Genomic DNA, 18,733 nt, shown 5'->3' with positions numbered 1-18,733 from the left:
TGATGAAGGATATAACCATGCGTTATACAGGCGCCCAATTAATCGTTCGTTTGCTGGAACAGCAAGGCATCACCACTGTTGCGGGCATTCCTGGTGGAGCCGCACTACCGCTGTATGATGCTCTGGGACAAAGCCGCATTATTCGCCATGTGTTGGCGCGCCATGAGCAAGGTGCTGGTTTTATGGCTCAGGGAATGGCGCGAGCCTCTGGGCAAACCGCTGTCTGTCTAGCCTCCAGTGGCCCGGGGGCAACCAATCTGGTGACCGCGATTGCGGATGCCAAACTCGACTCCATCCCACTGGTTTGTATTACCGGCCAAGTATCATCTTCAATGATTGGTACCGACGCGTTTCAGGAAGTCGATACTTACGGCATGTCGATTCCCATCACCAAACACAATTATTTGGTGCGGGATATTAGCGAACTGACGCGAGTTATCCCGGCCGCATTCCGTATCGCGCAGTCTGGACGCCCAGGCCCAGTATGGGTTGATATTCCTAAAGATGTGCAAACCGCGGAAATCGAGCTTGATGCCCTGCCAGAGCCCGGTTTCGCTGATAACCCCTGCCCCATTGATCCGCTGGCGATGGCACAAGCCGCCGCGATGATCAACAGCGCTGTGCGCCCGGTGCTCTATTTGGGCGGCGGTATCATCAGCTCCGAGGCCCATCAGCAGGCCATACAACTGGCGGAACAAGCCGACTTACCCACCACCATGACATTAATGGCATTAGGCACGATGCCGGTTGACCACCCATTATCATTGGGAATGTTGGGGATGCATGCCGCGCGTTCAACCAATTTCATTATGCAACAAGCCGATTTATTGATTGTACTGGGGGCGCGATTTGATGATCGGGCTATCGGAAAAGCCGAACAGTTCTGCCCTGATGCCAGTATTATTCATATTGATATTGACCCGGCAGAATTGGGGAAGATTCGCCGCCCGCATCTGGCGATAAATGCGGATATCAAGCAGGCATTAACCCATTTGCTGCCCTTGATTGACACACAAGCGCGCCGTGAGTGGCGGCGCGTGGTCAGTGAGATGCAGCGCGAATTTCCGTTCAATCAACCCAACAGTGCCAATCCATTGTGCCACTATGGCTTGATTCGAGCAGCCGCGGCGGCACTGGATGACGACACTATCATTACCACCGATGTCGGCCAGCATCAGATGTGGGTCGCACAAGCCTATCCTCTGCATCGCCCGCGCCAGTGGTTAACCTCTGGCGGACTAGGCACCATGGGGTTTGGCCTGCCCGCGGCCATTGGTGCTGCGCTGGCCAAACCACAAGCTAAAGTGGTGTGTTTTTCAGGCGACGGCAGCTTGATGATGAATATTCAAGAGATGGCCACCGCAGCAGAAGAGCAACTTAACGTTAAGATTATTTTGATGAATAACCAATCATTAGGCTTAGTTCATCAACAACAGGAATTGTTCTTCGGCAAAAGGATCTTTGCCGCGGATTACCCTTATCGCACTAATTTTATTCATATCGCTGAAGGCTTTGGCTTCTCGACTTGTGATCTCAATGCTGCCGATGATCCTTATAGCGCATTGCATGAGGCATTAAACCGCCCTGGCCCGGTCTTGATCCATGCCCTGATCGATGTGGATGAAAAAGTGTACCCCATGGTGCCACCGGGTGCGGCAAATATTGATATGATTGGAGGTGAGTAATATGACTAACCCACACATAGCGCCACAACCAGCCACGGCTGCGCGCGTCACACTGCAGCTAACCGTGCGCAACCACCCGGGGGTGATGTCCCATATTTGCGGTTTATTCGCCCGCCGCGCATTTAACGTTGATGGGATATTATGTATGCCGCTGGCTGGCGGCGAAGAAAGCCGAATCTGGTTGCAAGTCTTAGATGACCAACGTTTACAGCAAATGATAAGCCAGCTTGAAAAGCTCGAGGATGTGCTTCAGGTTTGTCGCTTTGACGCTGAAATGCCTATTTTTGATAGGGTTGAGGATTTAGTCGCCAATCAGCGCTAATGCCACAGTTATTACCGGCCGACACTGCGGCGAATAAATGGCAGTGTCGGGCAAAGTTCTCTTCAGTTTGCCCATGTTTTAATTGACATTGCTGTGGCACACATTAAATTACTTAATGGCAATATTAATTACATTTTAATATACAAAAATGCAACATACCGCATCCATTGCTAAATCTGATGCATGACACGGGCATAAGCTGAGCAGTATCTCCCCCGACAATTATTCGCCTGAGTGAGAGGGTTCTGCCGCATGGCAGACAACGTATTTGCGACCCCAATAAGCAGGTATATTATGAACACTCAAATCAAATATGCATTCGCCATAGCCATCATGACATTAGCGAGCACTAATATGGCTCGCGCGGCCGATCCCCAAATACCCTGGGCTGATAACAGCGGCGCAACTGAAACCACTCATATCGCCGCCGTTGGGCAAGACTTGAATGCTCAGCATCAAGCGGTCACTAAAACACAAGAAGGTGTTTGGGCTGCCAATAGCGGAAGTATTCATCAGGATGAGCAAGCCCTACAAAGCAATAAACCCGCAGTGGTAGGTACACCATCATTAATGCCCCATCAGGGATGATGAATGCTGGCTGCTCTATGGCAATAAATAAAGGATGACTGCAAGAATAAGGGGCATTATCGACAATATATCGCTAACGCCCCCTTATTTCATTAAATAGCACGGCATTACGCCAGCAGTAATTGTTGTAACTCTGCCAGTGAACTGACCTGATAACGTGGCGCAATATTATCATCGGCGATAGCGCCGCTGGTATTAAGCCAGCAAGTATCAATGCCAGCATTAATACCGCCCTGAATATCCGAATGAAGGTTATCGCCCACCATCAGAATATCTTCTTTTGCAGGGTTATTCATTAAATGGAAGGCATGCTCAAAAATAGCAACATCAGGTTTAGCCGCCCCGACTTGCTCTGAAATAATTAGAGGAGAAAAAACATTTCTCAACCCAGTACGTTCCAAGCGAATAGTTTGTAACTCAGTGAAACCATTGGTAATGATGCCCATGTTCACTTTGCCACTGAGGGCATCCACTAATTCGCGCGCCCCGGGTAATAGTGAACAAATATCGGCCATGGCTATCAAAAACTCACTGTTGAGGCGCGGCGCTGTCACACCCAGCTTTTCAGCCCACATGGCAAAGCGCGTATTTTGTAATTCGGCTGCCGATATTTTACCGTCTTGATAATCCACCCAGAGCGGTTTATTAACCAACTGATAATGGTCGAAATCTTGTACAGAGAAATCCACATTAAAGCGCGAAAACATCAGCTTTAGCCCTTGATAAGCATCAAAGTGAAATAGAGTTTCATCTGCATCGAACAGTATCCATTGGTATTTCATTACGCTCATCTCTTAGACATTATTAGGCGCGTTATGGTAGCGATAATTGTGACTCAGCTCAAGCCAAGCTACTTTTTCATGGCCGTTACACTATTAATCGCCGTTACACCATTAATTGCCGTTACACCATTAATAGTGCGGTGGATATTTCGCGGTTTATCACCAAATCACTGTCACCGGTGATAAGCGGGTTATCAAACGCGGCTAATACTTTTCGGTTAATCTCAATCAACGTGTCATCAAGCTTTATCTCCATATCAGCGGCGATATCCTGCAATTTTTCGCGTTCCCATGCATCCCGTGACATCAATAATTTCAAGAAGGTAACCGTTGTTTCAGGCAAATCAGCGGTGATTGCTGCCATCGATTGCGGGTTCAGCTCTGGCGCACTGTCAGCTTTAACTGTATCAGTAACAAACAGGCCCTCCAGTAATTTGGCCAGCTCCTGACTTTCCTTTTTCAGCAAATTGACGCGGTCGGCATCAGTCACCGCCTCAACCGCCGCTGACGGTAAACTCAATGTCATGGGGGTTGCTCGGCTATCAAGGTCGGTATAAACCCATTTACTGTCCAGTGCAAAACGTTGGTATACACGCTCGAGAAACTTCACTTCTGGTGGTGTGATTGTCCCTTCGACTTGAATCAGGTGCGCCAGGAAGCGCGCAATAACACGGCGATGTTCTAGCGAGAGCGGCTCCAAATTATTCTTCAGGGCCAATAATGTATTGTTTTTTCGTATGCCCGGCTGCAAATAAGCTTTTAAGCGCATACGTTGGCCGGGGCTAAGAAAACCCCATGCATCAATATGCCTGGTCAATATTATAGATTCAGGCTCACCAATACGCCCATCAAACATGACCGCCGCACAAGCCAGTTCGACCGTTAGCATCGTGACGCGGTAAGTATCAAAGGTTGCTGACTCAGCAACCAGCGATTCGATAGGAAAAAGTGCCACTGTATCTTGCAAAACGGGAGTGCGATTATCGGCTCTGACATCAGGCTCAATACCCACTTGCAAAGCGGCTAATGCATAGGTCAATGCCATCACATGGCTGCGCGATAAACGCTCTAATGGCTTAGTACCACAGGCCGCGCCGAGTTGCACAAAAAGCTCGCCCAAAGTGACCATCAATAAACCATAGCCTACTCTGGCCTTGATATTTGCTAATTCGGTGGTTAATGCCGCAGACCACAATGCCATCGGCATTAATAACTGGCCTTCGAGCGACATTTTTTTCTTCGGATTAACACTGGCAAAACGGTTATAAATATCAAGATCCTGCTGACATGCGGCAAATATTGCTCGCAGTTTATCTCGATGCGCTTTACACACCGCGACATTTGGCAGATCCGCAATTTGTTGGAAAAACTCTTGTCCCATTAAGCCCGCAGAGGCTGGGCGATAGAATATTTGTAGTTTGGTTTTATTAACCGGTAATAAAAATCCATCGCCATATTGTTGTTGATAGCGTTGGCAGAACAAGGTGGAAAAAATATCAGCACAATGTGCCATTGAGATATTTTGGTTGATAGCCGGGTCTGCCTCTCCCCAAGCCAGTGCCCAAGCTGCCGGTAAGGGTTTCTGGTCAAGCGCTAATTGCCCCAATCCAACCAAGAGCGCCAGCGGCAGTTCAGTTGAGGCCTCGCGGATTTCAGGTGGCGCAGAAAGATAGAGTTTCTCATCTATATTCACTCTAGTGATATAAACCAATAGATTCTGCGCATAATGATTGAATGCGTTATTTCTTCCGTAAATATTTAGCAGGCGATTAATTTCAGATTCAATAATATGGAGTTCTTTTTTAGCGATAGGATCTATCGCGGCATCAATGAGCACTCGATGCTCTAAACCATAGAAAAATAAGAAAACATAACCAATATCTGCGGTTGGCGACTTGCGGCCTTCCGATAACCACTGCAAATATGCCCGCCTCGCCTCCGGTGAGCAAGTTGAGTAATCCGGCGCATATTCAATCAGGGGTAATGAGATATCTATTTCTTCGGATGCCACATCCATGGAGGGATTAATAAATGCGGGCTCGGCACCGGTACGATTGCTTTTATATTTATTACCAATGTAAACCATACCATCAGGTAAGTTTATACCGGCGACCACCGCCAATTCACCAGGACGAAGCCAAGAGGCACGAGCTAGCGACCCACGTGATACATCTGGTTGTTTTACTTTAGATTTTTTGGCTTCATTGACCGGGGATTCTTTCACCAATTCATCAGGTACCGTCGCGGGTTCTAATTCCAACTGAGACGGCGCAACTTGGTAATCCCCCAGGTCAGGCACCGCCGAGGCTTTTTGCATATCAGTATTCATCGCCGTGCCCAGATGCCTTTTGGTGCCCTTAAGGTTTTGCCAGACAAAATACAGGCATAAGATAGCCGCACTCAGTGCAATCCACACTTCTCTTGGGATACCACTAATGAGCCCTAAAACCACAATCAGTAGGATAACCCAGCCGGTACCAGTAGATTTTCTCTTAGCCACGATGGTTTATATGCCCCTATCTTAAAATAATAATTTTTATTCTGCCTTTAATGGCAATTTTTAATAAATAATGCTTCTTAACAGGACTTCTCACACAAATAAAACACAGTAAAAACCACAGACGAAACCTATAAATTGCACTTAAGTCCAATTTATAGGTTAAATAATAAGTCAGAATTTTATTTTAATAACGGCCCATTCGGCAGAATGGCGTACTAAAACACTCAGTAAATCAATTATGCCAGTTCATTATGCATTCAGCTAGCAAAGACTATGCAACCACTGGATAAACTCCCTCGCCTTTGGTTTGTCCAGTGTGCGTTTGGGATAAATTAAATAATAAGGTTTAGTCACCGGCAATTTGTGCTCAGATAATGGAATTAAACTTCCTTCGGCTATTTCTTTCTTAATCAAATGTTGTTGCCCCAGTAAAATGCCATTGCCTGCTATTGCTGAGTCAATTGCCATTGACGTTAGATTATAAATTGGCCCCCGGTTAGGCACACTCGCGCCCCATTGTGCTGACAAAAGCCATTCATGCCAATCCGGTAAAAACTGCCCTTCTTTACCCCAATCGACATGGATCATCGGATAATCAATCTGGTGCTGACTCTCCAACCAAGGAGCTGTTAATAATTTGGGGCTGGCAACAGGAAAAACCCAATCTTGAAATAAAATCTCTTGCTCTTGTTGCGGGTAATGCTCATGACCAAAAGCCAGATAAAAATCGGCGGCGCAACGATTGAAATCTACCGCGGAATGTGTGGCGTGAATATGGATATCGACATCTGGGTAGTGTAATAACCACTGGTTGAGATGGGGATTAAGCCAGCGGCTGGCCAACGCCGGCAATGCGAATATATTCAGGGATAAGTCGCCTTTATCCCGCGCAATACCTTGCTGCGCCATACGCAATGTTTCAAAGGCTTGTTGTACATAAGCCAAATAAGCACTGCCTTGCGGAGTCAGTTCAACACCTGTCTTGGAACGAGCAAAGAGTTGAATGCCTAAATGCTGTTCTAGTTGGCGAATTTGTTGGCTTACCGCCGCTGGAGTTAATGACAAACGTATCGCTGCACTGGCCAGGCTGCCAGTATTTGCGGCGGTTTCAAAGGCTAATATAGCGGTTAATTTTGGCAAGCGAACTGTGGCGAGATTATTCATTATCCGACCTCTTTCCCATGGCGCATGATGGTGATATCGATAGCCAAACTTAACCTATCAGTAACGTTTTATTGTTATTTCAGCTACAAATTATCCTATACAGTTGAATGTGGAAACCAAGTAACATTTAGCATGATTGTGGGGAAATATGCAGAAACTCGCTGAAATAATTAACATGGCCACCAATCCTATCAACGATGCGACATTTATTGCACAAAGCAAGAGTACCTTAGCAACATACGGGGCGTTGGTTTTATCTGATTTCATCTTGCCGCCGGCACTGAACAGTATTAAGCGCGAGGGGTTAGATCATCAACATCTGGCTTACTATGCCGCCAATCAGCACAATGTATATCTGGCCAAAACGGATACGCAATTTGCTGTTGACCATCCTCGGAATCGGTTGGTCACTTCATCAAAAGGCTGTATTACCGATGAAGATATCCCGCCGCATTCGATACTGCGGACACTGTATAACGCCACCGATTTTCAAGATTTTCTGTGTGCTGTTTTAGGTGAAAAAAAGCTCTATCCATATGCTGACACCTTGTCTTCCATCAATTTGCACTATGCCAGTCAGGGCCAAGAGTTAGGCTGGCATTTTGATAACTCGTCATTTGCCATCACCTTATTGGTACAGAAACCCTTGGCGGGTGGCGTTTTTGAATACATTGAAGAGATGAGGGATGCCGATAACGGAGAGATGAATTATACCGAGGTAGAAAAACTATTAGACCAGCAAATTACGCCTAAAACGTTAGGTATTGAACCGGGGGATTTGGTGCTATTTCGTGGCAGGAATGCCATTCACCGAGTCACGCCAACACAAGGTGATATCACCCGGATGCTGGTGGTACTGGCTTATAATGCGCAGCCTGATATCTCATTATCTGAAACGGCTCGAATGACGTTTTATGGCCGTATTTAGTTGCTAATTTAATTGCTAAAGTGCGGGCATCCTTGCCCGCGATAATAAAGCAAACAACTGATTAGACTACCCCGGTGGTAACACTAAAATGGCGACTTTCTCCTGCCGGTAACATCAGTAATGTGCCCTTTTCTTTTGCAGCTAAATATCCTTCAGGGCGACAGGTGGCTGGTAAAATAAATGCAGCCACTTTCTGATCACCATTATAAAGTATCCAGCGAGTACCATAATTAAACTGCTCAGTTGAAAACCGCGTCACAAAGCGATGCCCAGCCGGCGACAACATAAAGAACTCTGCTTTATCAACATATTGCGACAGATCATCTGCAAAGAAAACTATCTCAGGATCATAAAACTCCGGTTCATTTAAATCTGTTAGCCCCGCCGGACGCTCGCGTAATTGCTGGTTATACTGCAACCATTGCGGCGTTGGATGAACATGCGCAGGTACTGTCTCACGTAATTTTAGAGCTGAACCCGGCAAGTTTTGACGGAAAGTGGCCCCGGGAATATAAGCGTAATTCATATGACACATATATTGCAGAGGCATGGCAGTGCTGGCTAAATTTGTGACCTTCATTTCAATATCGAATTGCGCACTGCCTGCCGTTAGTCTGACTAATGGCTGAGCACAATAATGGTCACCAAACCCTTTCACATATTCCACACTGCCCGTCAGTGCTAGCTGTTCACCCTCAATAAGTAACCAGGCCTGATCTATTTCGGCGCAAGGCATTTCACCATGCAATACATGGTCATCTTCAGGTGATGGGCAACCGTTACGCAGCAAACCTGAATGGAAAGCAAAACAACCGTAGGTATCAACAATATTTTCTCCGCGTTTAGGCTGAGAAAACATGTTATCCATCTTCAAATTATGACCATCAAATTCTGCATCCCAAATCATCTGACCATAATAAGGCAAGACAGTGATATAACCGCGGGAGTTAGTCATTTTTAATGCTTCAATACCTGAAGCATATTTAAAACTGGTGACAGTAAAATTATCGCTGTGATAAATTTCCTGTTCATGACGACTGAATTGTTCACGGAACAGCGCTATTTTGGCAGTCATTTATGGTTACTCCCCGTTTCGTTAGGATTCATTATTTGCCAATGTTGCCGCATTGACCCGCTGTTTATTGCGCAGTTCACCCCAAAAATAGAAACCAACATAGACGAAGCACAATAATGACACCATGAAGGCATGTTGCATTGAACCTAAGTGGTCAGAGACAAAGCCTTGCAATGCTGGCACGACGGCGGCACCAACGATTGACATAACAATAATAGCCCCAGCGACTTCAGTATATTTATTGTCCACAGTATCCAGTGTGCCGGCATAAATAGTCGCCCAGCAAGGCCCGAATAAAACGCTGACAAATACCGCTGCATAAACTGCGGTAAAGTTAGGAACACATACCACATAGAGCAGGGTTAATGCCCCTAAGATAGAATAAGCAATTAATACTTTCTCTGCTTTAAAGCGGGTCATCAAGAAATTGGCCACAAACTTACCAATAAAGAAGCAAATAAAGCTATAGATCATAAAGTTTGAAGCGTCTCGCTCATTGGATGCTCCCAAGTTCAATGCCAAGCGAATAGTAAATGACCATACCGCGACTTGCATACCGACATAAAGGAACTGAGCCACAATTCCTTTTTTAAAACGGCTATTTCCTGCCAGGTATTTCAGTGTTTCTTTTAATGAGGGTTGCGCCACTTTCTTATTGCTATCATCTTGCGGTTTACAATGTGGGTAGCGAGTTATAATAAAGAGCAGCATCACCAGTAATAACACGAAAATAAGGTATTTATAAGGTTCTAAGGTGTGTTCTAGCATACTAAGACGGAATTCATGAACCTGTTCTGGCGTCATGGATGCCATCTGATTCTCTAAACTGTCCCCTTCCTGAAATACCAGATATTTCCCTAATACAATTCCCATTAATGCACCGATGGGATAAAACGTCTGGCTGATATTAAGCCGTAATGTGGCATAGTCTTTATGACCAATCATGGAACTGTAGGTGTTCGCCGCAGTTTCAAGGAAACTTAGACCAATGGCAATGGCAAAAATAGCCGCCAGAAACATGGTGTAGGTAGCCATATGTGATGCCGGATAGAACAAGGTACAGCCGACAATATAAAGTGTTAACCCGATTAATATAGCAACTTTATAACTACTTTTTTTAATCACTAATGAGGCCGGGATAGCTATCAGGAAATAGCCACCATAAAAGGCGCTTTGTACCAGTGCACTGGCAAAATCACTCAATGCAAAAACACTCTTAAATTGAGTAATTAAAATATCATTCAGACTGGCTGCGCATCCCCAAAGTGGGAATAAGCAGGAAAGCAAAATAAACTGAAATAAGGGTGTTTTATTTAAATAGCCATCGGGCAGTTGAACGGTATTAAGGCGCATTTTATTTTCCTTGGTGTAGGGTTTTTAAAAAATCAATAAATTGCGACGCGTCAGGGTAAGAACGTTGCGTTCCTTTGCCGGTGACACTGTATGCAGCAAAAGCAGAGGCCATTTCCATGGCTTTTAATATATTTCCATGCTGGACATACTCATGAGCGAAGCACCCGATGAAAGCATCGCCTGCCCCACTGGTATCAATGGCATGGACACTCACTGGCGGCACATGATGTATTTCTTCGCCGTGCATCCATAACGAACCACGGTGTCCTAATGTAATAATTAAATTATGCAGGCCTTTATCTAATAAACTGCGCCCTGCCCGATAGATATTATCCAGGCTGTCCACCGGCATCCCGGTCAAAATAGCCAATTCCGTTTCGTTCGGCATAAAAAATTCACATTGGCAGGCGTAACCAATATCTAATGCTTTGGCAGCGGGTGCGGGATTTAAAATAACTTTGATATTGTTTTGTCGGGCAAAATCAATTGCGGCGTAGACAGTTTCCAGTGGGATTTCAAGTTGTAGGATAATCAGTTGGCAATGTTTTAAAGCATCAGCCGCCGCGGCGACATCTGCTGGTAATAGATGATTGTTGGCCCCTTTAATAATCAGAATGCGATTTTGTGACGATTTATCGACAAAAATCGGTGCTACACCACTGGAGGCCCCGACAACCGCTTTAACATACTGAGTATCAACCCCCGCTTGTTGTAGGTTTCTTATCGTATTTTCTGCAAAAAGATCGTCACCTACGCGGGTAATCATCATCACATTGGCCCCTAATCGAGCAGCCGCGACCGCCTGGTTAGCGCCTTTACCACCGCATCCGATTTCAAAATCAGGTGCTTCTAAGGTTTCCCCCACTTGCGGCATTTCATCAATATAGGTAATCAAGTCAACCATGTTCGAGCCAATGACTGCAATATCCATTGTCCATCCCTCTATGCTATTTTTATTTTTCAATGTTATTTCAATAACATTATCAGGGCGAGAATGTTATGTATGTGACAATGATCGCACCAATGAAAATGCGAAATAGAGGTTTTAAGCCTTAAGTGCAATCACTAAAATGTTATTATTATAACAATTGGTAAGCATTCATGATATAAATCGAGAATATTTGCAGATGAACAAATAGCAGAAATGAAAAATCCCGGTCATTACTGCACCGGGACATTCGATAAGACAGAGGGGATTTATTTAATGGCCATGGCATCACGCAGGGTAAAGAACAGGTCAGTTTGGTCAGTTAGACCAACAACATTTGCTGCATGTGGGCCATAAGCCGCGATACGTAATTGCGTACCGGTATGCCCTTGAGAGTCATCTTCAGAATTGCCGTAGCTAATAGCCATCACCGCGCCATCTTTGGTGGTCAATGCTTGGGTTAACCCCGGCGCTTTGGCATCCGCTTCAATTATTTGGCTGGAATGCGCATGATCCGCAGTCACGATGACCAGTGTATTGCCATCCGCACGGGCAAATTCCAATGCTTTTTGCACCGCTTCGTCTAAGTCAACGGTCTCGCCAAACTGGCCACAAGGATTGGCGGCGTGATCTTGTTTATCAATAGAGGCTCCTTCAACTTGCAAGAAGAAACCATTTTTATTGGTTTTCAGGAGGTCAATAGCCTTTTCAGTCATGACCGCCAAGGTTGGAATATCTTTAGTTCGCTCAGCATTGCTTTCACAAACTACCGGTGGTTTGTCCACATTGCCGTGATAAGAGGCTTTCGGCCCCTGCCAACGAACCGGCATGTTACCTGGGCTGAATAGCCCTAACAGCGGTTTTTGTTGGTTAGCCTGTTTGGTTGCATTCAGGTCATCAAGGTTTTCGACAATCACATAACCCCGAGCCAGTGCCTGGTCACGCAACGATTGGTCTTTCCATTCACCTGCTTTAGCCAGTTGGCTGAATGATTTCGAACCGCCGCCCAAGGTCACATCAGCGCGCCCTTCAATCATTTGTTCGGTGATAGAGCCCCGGCCGCCATTCTCCAATGCATTGGTGCTGCACTTCTCGCTGGTTTCTTCCGGGCCGTAGCACTTGCGCCCCGTAACATGGGCGAATTGTGCGGCAGGCGTTGCATCTTGCAATTCAGCGGTTGAAACATTGCCGGTGGCTTTACCCGCTTTTTTAGCCAGCTCCAACAGTGTGGCGTGGTCTTTACCCAACACATCCACGCCGAGTGCCCCATTATAGGTTTTCACCCCTGATGACCAGGCGGTAGCCGATGCCGCTGAATCAGTCACATAATTGGGTTTCTGCGTTTTTTTATCTAATGAATAGTGCGTGTATTGCCCTGTTAACGGCAATGCATCAATCCCTTTAAAGAAACCACCGGCTCCCATCGCATAGTTACGAGCAGACGTAATCTCTGAGTCCCCCATCCCATCGCCGATCAGCAGAATGACATTTTTTGCCGTTTTGTTGGACAGTGAGTTGCGAAGAGCTTGGGTTTGATCTGCAGTCAAACGGCGAGCGCCACCAAATTGGGTGATATCACCGTGGGCGCTGCGATCGTATAAACCGGTGGCCGCGGCCACCGCATGGTGGGCGAACAGGGAGCTGCTTAATATCAGAGTTGATAAGGCTATGCCGGACAAAGTGGATACGCGGTTCTGCATCAGTAGAGTTCCTTGTTGTAAAACAGTAATACAATTTGTATTGATTGGTTACAACGGATACTAAAACAGGCGAATGACGCTTTTATGACAATCGCAATTAATTATTATTCCTTATCTTTCAGGGCCATTTACCCTGACCTCTGCCCTTGCCCGGACTCCTTAGAAACTGGGCTAAATCAGGCCGCCATTGGCGCGCAGCACTTGCCCATTGATCCAACCGCCATCTTTACCGACCAAAAATGATACCGCCGCCGCAATGTCTTCTGGGGTGCCTAATCTTTCCAGTGGGGTCATTTGGGCCATTTTTTCAATCAGTTCTGCGGGTTTACCCTGCAGGAAAAGATCCGTAGCCGTTGGCCCTGGTGCCACAGCATTAACAGTAATATTGCGGCCGCGCATCTCTTTTGCCAGGATTGCCGTCATTGTTTCCACTGCGGCTTTGGTCGCCGCATAAACAGCATATTTTTCTAACTTCAACCCCACGACGCTCGTGGAAAAATTGACGATGCGGCCGCCCTTTCTCAACCGTTTCGCGGCTTCCCGCATTGCGTTGAAGCTGCCTTTCACATTAATTGCCATCTGGCGGTCAAAATGTTTATCATCACTGTCGGCAATGGTACTGAGTGACATAATGCCGGCGTTATTGACCAAAACATCCACACCACCAAAAGCAGCCTCTGCTGTTGCAAATAATTGAGCCACAGCAGCGGGATCACTAACATCACCTTGCGCACTCATTGCATGCCCTCCCGCTTGTTCAATTTTACGCACCAATGCTTCGGCTTTATCACCAGCCTGAGAATAATTGATAACAACCGTATAGCCATCCTGCGCCAAGCGCTCAGCGATTGCCGCGCCAATTCCCCTTGATGCACCTGTAACAATAGCGACCTGTTGAGTGGAATTCGTCATAATATTCTCCTGAGCGTGAGTTTCATTATCTGTCTGGATTCGTGGCGAATGATTAAACACTCGGCCACTTAAAGCGCTAGATACAGCATGTCACTTTTCGTCATTCGGATAATCACCTATTATTCGTTCACACTATCCGAAAAAGTCGAACAATAGTATGGACAGAATTGATGCAATGCGTGTGTTTATCAGAGTCGTGGAACAGCGCAGCTTTACCCAAACAGCGCAAGATTTGAATTTGCCGCGTTCTACCGTCACGGATGCGATTAAGCAGCTTGAAAAACGGCTGAATGTGCGCCTATTACAACGCACCACCCGGCATGTCAGCCCAACACTGGATGGAGAGGCATACTATCAACGTTGCCTACAGATTATTGCTGACATCGAAGATGCTGAAATGGCGTTCGCGGATGCCAAACCACGAGGTTTACTGCGAATCGACGTGCAGGGTACCTTGGCTCGTCATTTCGTATTGCCGCAATTACCCGATTTTATTGCACAATACCCAGACATCGAATTATTTATCAGTGAGGGTGATAGACTCGTCGATTTGATTCGCGAAGGTATTGACGGAGTATTGCGCGTCGGCACATTACAAGACAGTGATATGGTGGCCCGCCGTGTGGCACTTCTGCCACAAGTGACCTGTGCTGCGCCGCGTTATTTGCAACACTATGGCACCCCGTGCACACCGCATGAGTTAGCCGGGCATCGGATGGTCGGATTTCGTTCCAGTGCCAGCGGTGGCTTAATGCCGTTAGAATTCGCTGTCAGCCCTACACCGCCCCGCCTATCACCTGATTGTCAAAAAACGAGCATTCAAGCAGTAAAATTACCCGCCGTTTTATCCGTCAGTGGTGCTGAAAGTTTTGTTGCTGCCGCTCGACTGGGGTTAGGGATAGTACAAGTGCCGCGTTACCATGTTGAACCTGATTTATACGCTGGAACATTGATTGAGGTATTGCCAGAATATACGCCACCTCCGATGCCAGTCTCTTTCCTCTATCCGCACAATCGGCAATTATCACCACGCGTGCGTATTTTCAGTGACTGGCTCCGTCAGATATTCCGAACAGCATAAACAGCCGAACAGGTTAGCTCGGCTGTTGCCACACGTTATTGTCCTTTCTCGACGGATTGATAGATATCAATATCAAAATAGCCGTCAGTTCTGCCGTCATTGAGGTAAACCTCATAACATGCGCCCTCCGCTGGGCGATAGCCACTTTGTGGCAGATGCTGGTGATATAACTCCCCCCAAGCTTTGGCGTAGTCATCATCGGTAACTCGAGTGTGGTACACCGCATATAAACCTGCGGGGATCACCTGCAACTGTAGCTGACCACTGAGTTCAGCTGGCAAGGTATAGTCATCGGCAACAGAGAGTGACACATCAGCCCGCAACTGCGCCGGAGGATTTGTTTCCGGATTATCCCAGTAAAGCGCTAGCCAATCTTTTCCAGGAATTTGATGCTGGCCATAAAGTGATGACAACTGGTCAAAGCCTTGCGGGATGGTCTCGTGATAAGGCCCAACGACTCGGATACTCACAACCTGTTGTGACGGTTTTTCAATAATTTTAAATGTCATATCGCTACCTCAACTTAATGGTTTTTATAAAAATTAAGTGACTAAAGATACGAATCCACATAGATACTGTACATCTATACAGTATAGCGGCATTTTATGACATTTGATTAATTTTCCCACTTGATTGTGAACCGCTTCGCAAAAAATCATCTGCTTGTTCAAGCTGAAGATGACTAAAAACTGTTATCCCATGGCGGCGCAATAATGCCGTGGTCACCCCCTGTCCCGTGCGTTGGGTGCCGTTAAAACGCCCATCGTAAATCCGGCTACTGCCACAAGATGGGCTGCCCTCGGTAAGAATAGCTAATGTACACTGGTGTTTTTGTGCCAATGCCAATGCTTGATAAGCCCCTTGCAGGAATTCCCGGCTGACATCATTACCCCACTGCTCAATCACGCGCGCCTGCCCCTGTAACACCGCCTCACCATTGCCTTGCTGAATTTCAGCCGGTGGCCGTGGTACTGGCATTCCGGCAGCCAGCTCAGGACAAACCAGTACCAGTCGGCCTTCATCCTGCCAGCGCTGGATAATTTCATTATCAACAGGCAGAGCACTGCCGTTATAACGCACGGCTTTGCCCATCAAGCAGGCACTGATTAGGATACGCGCTGGTTTGGCTTCCACGAGATTATCAACCTTACTATTTTGTGATAAATAAATGAGTGACAAATTAGAAATAACTATAGCCACCGATAATAACTAATTAATAGTGGCCAGTCATAAACCCAGTAAAAGAGTTAGTGAAAAACAGATATTTCTTGGGTAAATAAACACATCAAAACTTATTTCGATTGGTTATAGGCGGCTAAGGCTTGCGGCAGCAAGCGCGCTAATCGCTGCCCCCATTGCTCCTGCCCCTCTTGCTGGGTAATCAGGTCTTGCCGAATTTCGATGCCCACATAAGGTAGTTGCCGCTGCTCGGCATGGAACGGTAAAGTGAAATCCGTTGCATCTGTCATGGCGTAAGGTTCGTTGATGCCGACCTTTAATGAATCTTCTTGTTGTAACAGTGCCACTAACTGCAAGGCAAACTCGGGGTTACGGTTAAACAATGTGCCAATTTGCCAGGGGCGAGAAATATTTTTGAACGAAGGTGTGAAGCTGTGCATGGAAATAATCACACTGGGCAAACCGCTATCACGGCGCTGATTAAGTGTTTGGGTAATTAAGTCATGATAAGGCTGAAATACTTCGGCGCGGCGAGCTTGAGCCTCTGGCACTGTGACGCCAATATTGCGCGGGACTCGGGTATGTTCTGAAATTTCAGGGATGGAGCTGGCAATACCGGGGGTACGGTTGCAATCAATCACTAAGCGCGAATAACGCTGATGAATCAATGTGGCATCCAAATATTGGCTAAGCCGTTGCGCCGTGGCCAGCGAGCCAATATCCCAACCAATGTGGCGGTCAATTTCCCCGGCGGGTAACCCCAAATCCCCGAGTTGCTCGGGAATACACTGCCCGGCATGGTCTGCTAGCAAGATAAAGGGTGAGCGACTTGCAGGGCGTTCAATTACCGCGGCTGGAGGTTCGCCTTCTCGTAATAAAGGGGACAAAGTGATATTGGACATGAATTACCTACCTGATATGAATTAGTTTCGCGAATAGCAGACATTCATCCTAGCGGCTTAAATCCACTTCGCCCACCCCGAGCTGAATCTAAACTTGCGGGATGCTGCGATTGGTGCCCGATTAAAGCCAGCTTTTAGCTTTCGAACCGGATAGTTATCTAATGATGTTGGCTTTCATGTCATAATCACCGGCAAAATTTTCCTCACCCCGCTTTTCATTAAATGATTTTTATCAAACCGTGGCAGCCAAGTAGTGGAGACTTATGGAAACGTTTTTGATTGATAGAATAGCCACCCCGCAGGGGGAACTGGTGTTAATTGCAGACGAAGAAAATCGGCTACGCGCCATTGATTGGACTGATCATTATGAGCGGCTGCTAAAGTTGCTGCACAATCATTACGCCAGCAACAGCTTTACCTTGGTGGAACAAGTGAATCCTGGCGGTTTGAGTGACAGTATGCAGCGCTATTTTGCCGGCGAGCTAAGTATTATTGATAATTTACCGGTAAAAACCGCTGGCACTGACTTCCAGCGTCAAGTCTGGCAGCAATTGCGAAAAATCCCCTGCGGTGAAACCATTACTTATGGTGAGTTAGCCAAACGTATCAATCGCCCCACGGCATCGCGGGCGGTTGGGATGGCGAATGGCTTGAATCCTATTTCGATTGTTGTGCCTTGCCATCGCGTGATTGGGCAGCAAGGGGCATTGACAGGTTATGCCGGTGGTGTGGAGCGAAAACGCTGGTTATTAATGCACGAGGGATATCTTTTAGCACGCTAACTATTCTTGCACTTATCAGACGCAAGAAAAGATGTTAAAATTGACGCATATCAATATTAATGGGAATACCCTATGATCCCGGAAAAACGCGTAATCCGACGTATTCAATCTGGCGGTTGTGCCATCCATTGCCAGGATTGCAGTATCAGTCAGCTCTGTATTCCTTTCACTTTGAATGAAAACGAGCTGGATCAGCTCGACAATATCATTGAAAGAAAGAAACCTATTCAGAAAGGACAGGCGTTATTTAAGGCCGGTGATGAACTTAAATCCCTGTACGCCATCCGTTCCGGGACTATCAAAAGTTACACCATTACCGAAGAAGGTGATGAGCAAATTACCGGTTTCCATCTGGCGGGCGATTTAGTCGGTTTTGATGCTATCAGTAACTTACAGCATCCAAGTTTTGCACAAGCCCTAGAAACATCAATGGTTTGTGAAATCCCATTTGATACGCTGGATGATTTATCCGGTAAAATGCCCAATCTGCGCCAGCAAATGATGCGGTTAATGAGTGGCGAGATCAAAGGTGATCAAGATATGATTTTGCTGCTTTCTAAAAAGAATGCAGAAGAGCGTCTGGCCGCCTTTATTTATAATCTCTCGCGCCGCTTTGCTCAGCGTGGTTTCTCACCTCGTGAGTTCCGCCTGACTATGACGCGCGGTGATATCGGCAACTATTTAGGTCTGACAGTAGAAACTATCAGCCGTTTACTGGGCCGTTTCCAGAAAAGCGATATTTTGAGTGTGAAAGGTAAATACATCACTATCGAGAATACCGAAGCTCTGGCACAACTGGCAGGTAACCCAAGACCCAATCTGTAAATCAATCGGAAACCAGATCAATAATAA

The 18,733-nt window shown here is 46.5% G+C and carries 18 protein-coding genes; 7 read left to right on the top strand and 11 right to left on the bottom strand.

Annotated elements, in window-relative coordinates; genetic code table 11:
- The first annotated feature begins 17 nt into the window (after positions 1 to 17).
- The 3 genes from ilvB (at position 18) to D5F51_RS08550 (ending at position 2,595) form a co-directional block, all read left to right on the top strand.
- Entirely contained in the window at positions 18 to 1,685 is a 1,668-nt protein-coding gene (ilvB, locus tag D5F51_RS08560) for an acetolactate synthase large subunit (protein ID WP_162301712.1), read from the top strand.
- Position 1,686: 1 nt separating this feature from the next.
- Complete coding sequence (gene ilvN / locus D5F51_RS08555) at positions 1,687 to 2,007, top strand: acetolactate synthase small subunit (RefSeq protein WP_087769621.1); 321 nt, start codon at positions 1,687 to 1,689, stop codon at positions 2,005 to 2,007.
- 333 nt (positions 2,008 to 2,340) lie between these two features.
- Positions 2,341 to 2,595 (top strand): hypothetical protein, encoded by a 255-nt coding sequence (locus D5F51_RS08550; protein ID WP_167480539.1) that lies wholly within the window; start codon positions 2,341 to 2,343, stop codon positions 2,593 to 2,595.
- Between the two features lie 107 nt (positions 2,596 to 2,702).
- Here D5F51_RS08550 and yjjG read toward each other — a convergent pair whose 3' ends face one another.
- From yjjG to D5F51_RS08535, 3 genes are all read right to left on the bottom strand, one after another.
- Positions 2,703 to 3,377 (bottom strand): pyrimidine 5'-nucleotidase, encoded by a 675-nt coding sequence (gene yjjG, locus D5F51_RS08545; RefSeq protein WP_129196151.1) that lies wholly within the window; start codon positions 3,375 to 3,377, stop codon positions 2,703 to 2,705.
- 121 nt (positions 3,378 to 3,498) lie between these two features.
- Entirely contained in the window at positions 3,499 to 5,877 is a 2,379-nt protein-coding gene (locus D5F51_RS08540) for a tellurite resistance TerB family protein (RefSeq protein WP_129196149.1), read from the bottom strand.
- Positions 5,878 to 6,138: 261 nt separating this feature from the next.
- A complete protein-coding gene (locus D5F51_RS08535) occupies positions 6,139 to 7,041 on the bottom strand; it encodes a LysR substrate-binding domain-containing protein (protein WP_129196147.1) in 903 nt (300 codons plus the stop codon).
- 148 nt (positions 7,042 to 7,189) lie between these two features.
- Between D5F51_RS08535 and D5F51_RS08530 the strand changes: the two genes are divergently transcribed.
- Positions 7,190 to 7,969, top strand: a complete 780-nt coding sequence (locus D5F51_RS08530) for a HalD/BesD family halogenase (protein WP_129196146.1) — start codon at positions 7,190 to 7,192, stop codon at positions 7,967 to 7,969.
- Between the two features lie 61 nt (positions 7,970 to 8,030).
- Here D5F51_RS08530 and D5F51_RS08525 read toward each other — a convergent pair whose 3' ends face one another.
- The 5 genes from D5F51_RS08525 to D5F51_RS08505 form a co-directional block, all read right to left on the bottom strand.
- Positions 8,031 to 9,044 (bottom strand): aldose 1-epimerase family protein, encoded by a 1,014-nt coding sequence (locus tag D5F51_RS08525; RefSeq protein ID WP_129196145.1) that lies wholly within the window; start codon positions 9,042 to 9,044, stop codon positions 8,031 to 8,033.
- A 21-nt stretch (positions 9,045 to 9,065) separates the two neighbouring features.
- Positions 9,066 to 10,397: an L-fucose:H+ symporter permease gene (fucP, locus tag D5F51_RS08520; RefSeq protein ID WP_129196144.1), complete on the bottom strand. Its 1,332-nt coding sequence runs from the start codon at positions 10,395 to 10,397 to the stop codon at positions 9,066 to 9,068.
- 1 nt (position 10,398) lies between these two features.
- Positions 10,399 to 11,328, bottom strand: a complete 930-nt coding sequence (rbsK, locus tag D5F51_RS08515) for a ribokinase (RefSeq protein ID WP_129196143.1) — start codon at positions 11,326 to 11,328, stop codon at positions 10,399 to 10,401.
- A 266-nt stretch (positions 11,329 to 11,594) separates the two neighbouring features.
- A complete protein-coding gene (gene phoA / locus D5F51_RS08510) occupies positions 11,595 to 13,025 on the bottom strand; it encodes an alkaline phosphatase (protein WP_129196142.1) in 1,431 nt (476 codons plus the stop codon).
- A 171-nt stretch (positions 13,026 to 13,196) separates the two neighbouring features.
- A complete protein-coding gene (locus D5F51_RS08505) occupies positions 13,197 to 13,937 on the bottom strand; it encodes an SDR family oxidoreductase (RefSeq protein WP_129196141.1) in 741 nt (246 codons plus the stop codon).
- Positions 13,938 to 14,094: 157 nt separating this feature from the next.
- Here D5F51_RS08505 and D5F51_RS08500 point away from each other — a divergent pair, with 157 nt between their 5' ends.
- Positions 14,095 to 15,018 carry a LysR family transcriptional regulator gene (locus tag D5F51_RS08500; protein WP_129196140.1) on the top strand — a complete coding sequence of 308 codons (924 nt, stop codon included), beginning with the start codon at positions 14,095 to 14,097 and terminating at the stop codon, positions 15,016 to 15,018.
- Positions 15,019 to 15,053: 35 nt separating this feature from the next.
- On the opposite strand, the gene sbmC is transcribed toward D5F51_RS08500, so the two are convergent.
- The 3 genes from sbmC to D5F51_RS08485 form a co-directional block, all read right to left on the bottom strand.
- Complete coding sequence (gene sbmC, locus D5F51_RS08495) at positions 15,054 to 15,527, bottom strand: DNA gyrase inhibitor SbmC (protein WP_129196139.1); 474 nt, start codon at positions 15,525 to 15,527, stop codon at positions 15,054 to 15,056.
- A 94-nt stretch (positions 15,528 to 15,621) separates the two neighbouring features.
- Positions 15,622 to 16,152 carry a 2-thiouracil desulfurase family protein gene (locus tag D5F51_RS08490; protein WP_025378305.1) on the bottom strand — a complete coding sequence of 177 codons (531 nt, stop codon included), beginning with the start codon at positions 16,150 to 16,152 and terminating at the stop codon, positions 15,622 to 15,624.
- A 158-nt stretch (positions 16,153 to 16,310) separates the two neighbouring features.
- Positions 16,311 to 17,099, bottom strand: coding sequence for an N-formylglutamate amidohydrolase (locus tag D5F51_RS08485; protein ID WP_129196138.1), 789 nt, complete (start codon positions 17,097 to 17,099; stop codon positions 16,311 to 16,313).
- Between the two features lie 263 nt (positions 17,100 to 17,362).
- On the opposite strand from D5F51_RS08485, the gene ogt reads away from it, so the two are divergent.
- Positions 17,363 to 17,881: a methylated-DNA--[protein]-cysteine S-methyltransferase gene (gene ogt, locus D5F51_RS08480; RefSeq protein WP_129196137.1), complete on the top strand. Its 519-nt coding sequence runs from the start codon at positions 17,363 to 17,365 to the stop codon at positions 17,879 to 17,881.
- Between the two features lie 72 nt (positions 17,882 to 17,953).
- Positions 17,954 to 18,706: a fumarate/nitrate reduction transcriptional regulator Fnr gene (locus D5F51_RS08475; RefSeq protein ID WP_025378308.1), complete on the top strand. Its 753-nt coding sequence runs from the start codon at positions 17,954 to 17,956 to the stop codon at positions 18,704 to 18,706.
- The last annotated feature ends 27 nt before the right edge of the window (positions 18,707 to 18,733 follow it).

This window comes from Yersinia hibernica, from assembly GCF_004124235.1.
Taxonomy (GTDB): domain Bacteria; phylum Pseudomonadota; class Gammaproteobacteria; order Enterobacterales; family Enterobacteriaceae; genus Yersinia; species Yersinia hibernica.
The sequence above is the reverse complement of the archived record's forward strand: the minus strand, read 5'-3'. Positions and strand labels throughout refer to the sequence as shown.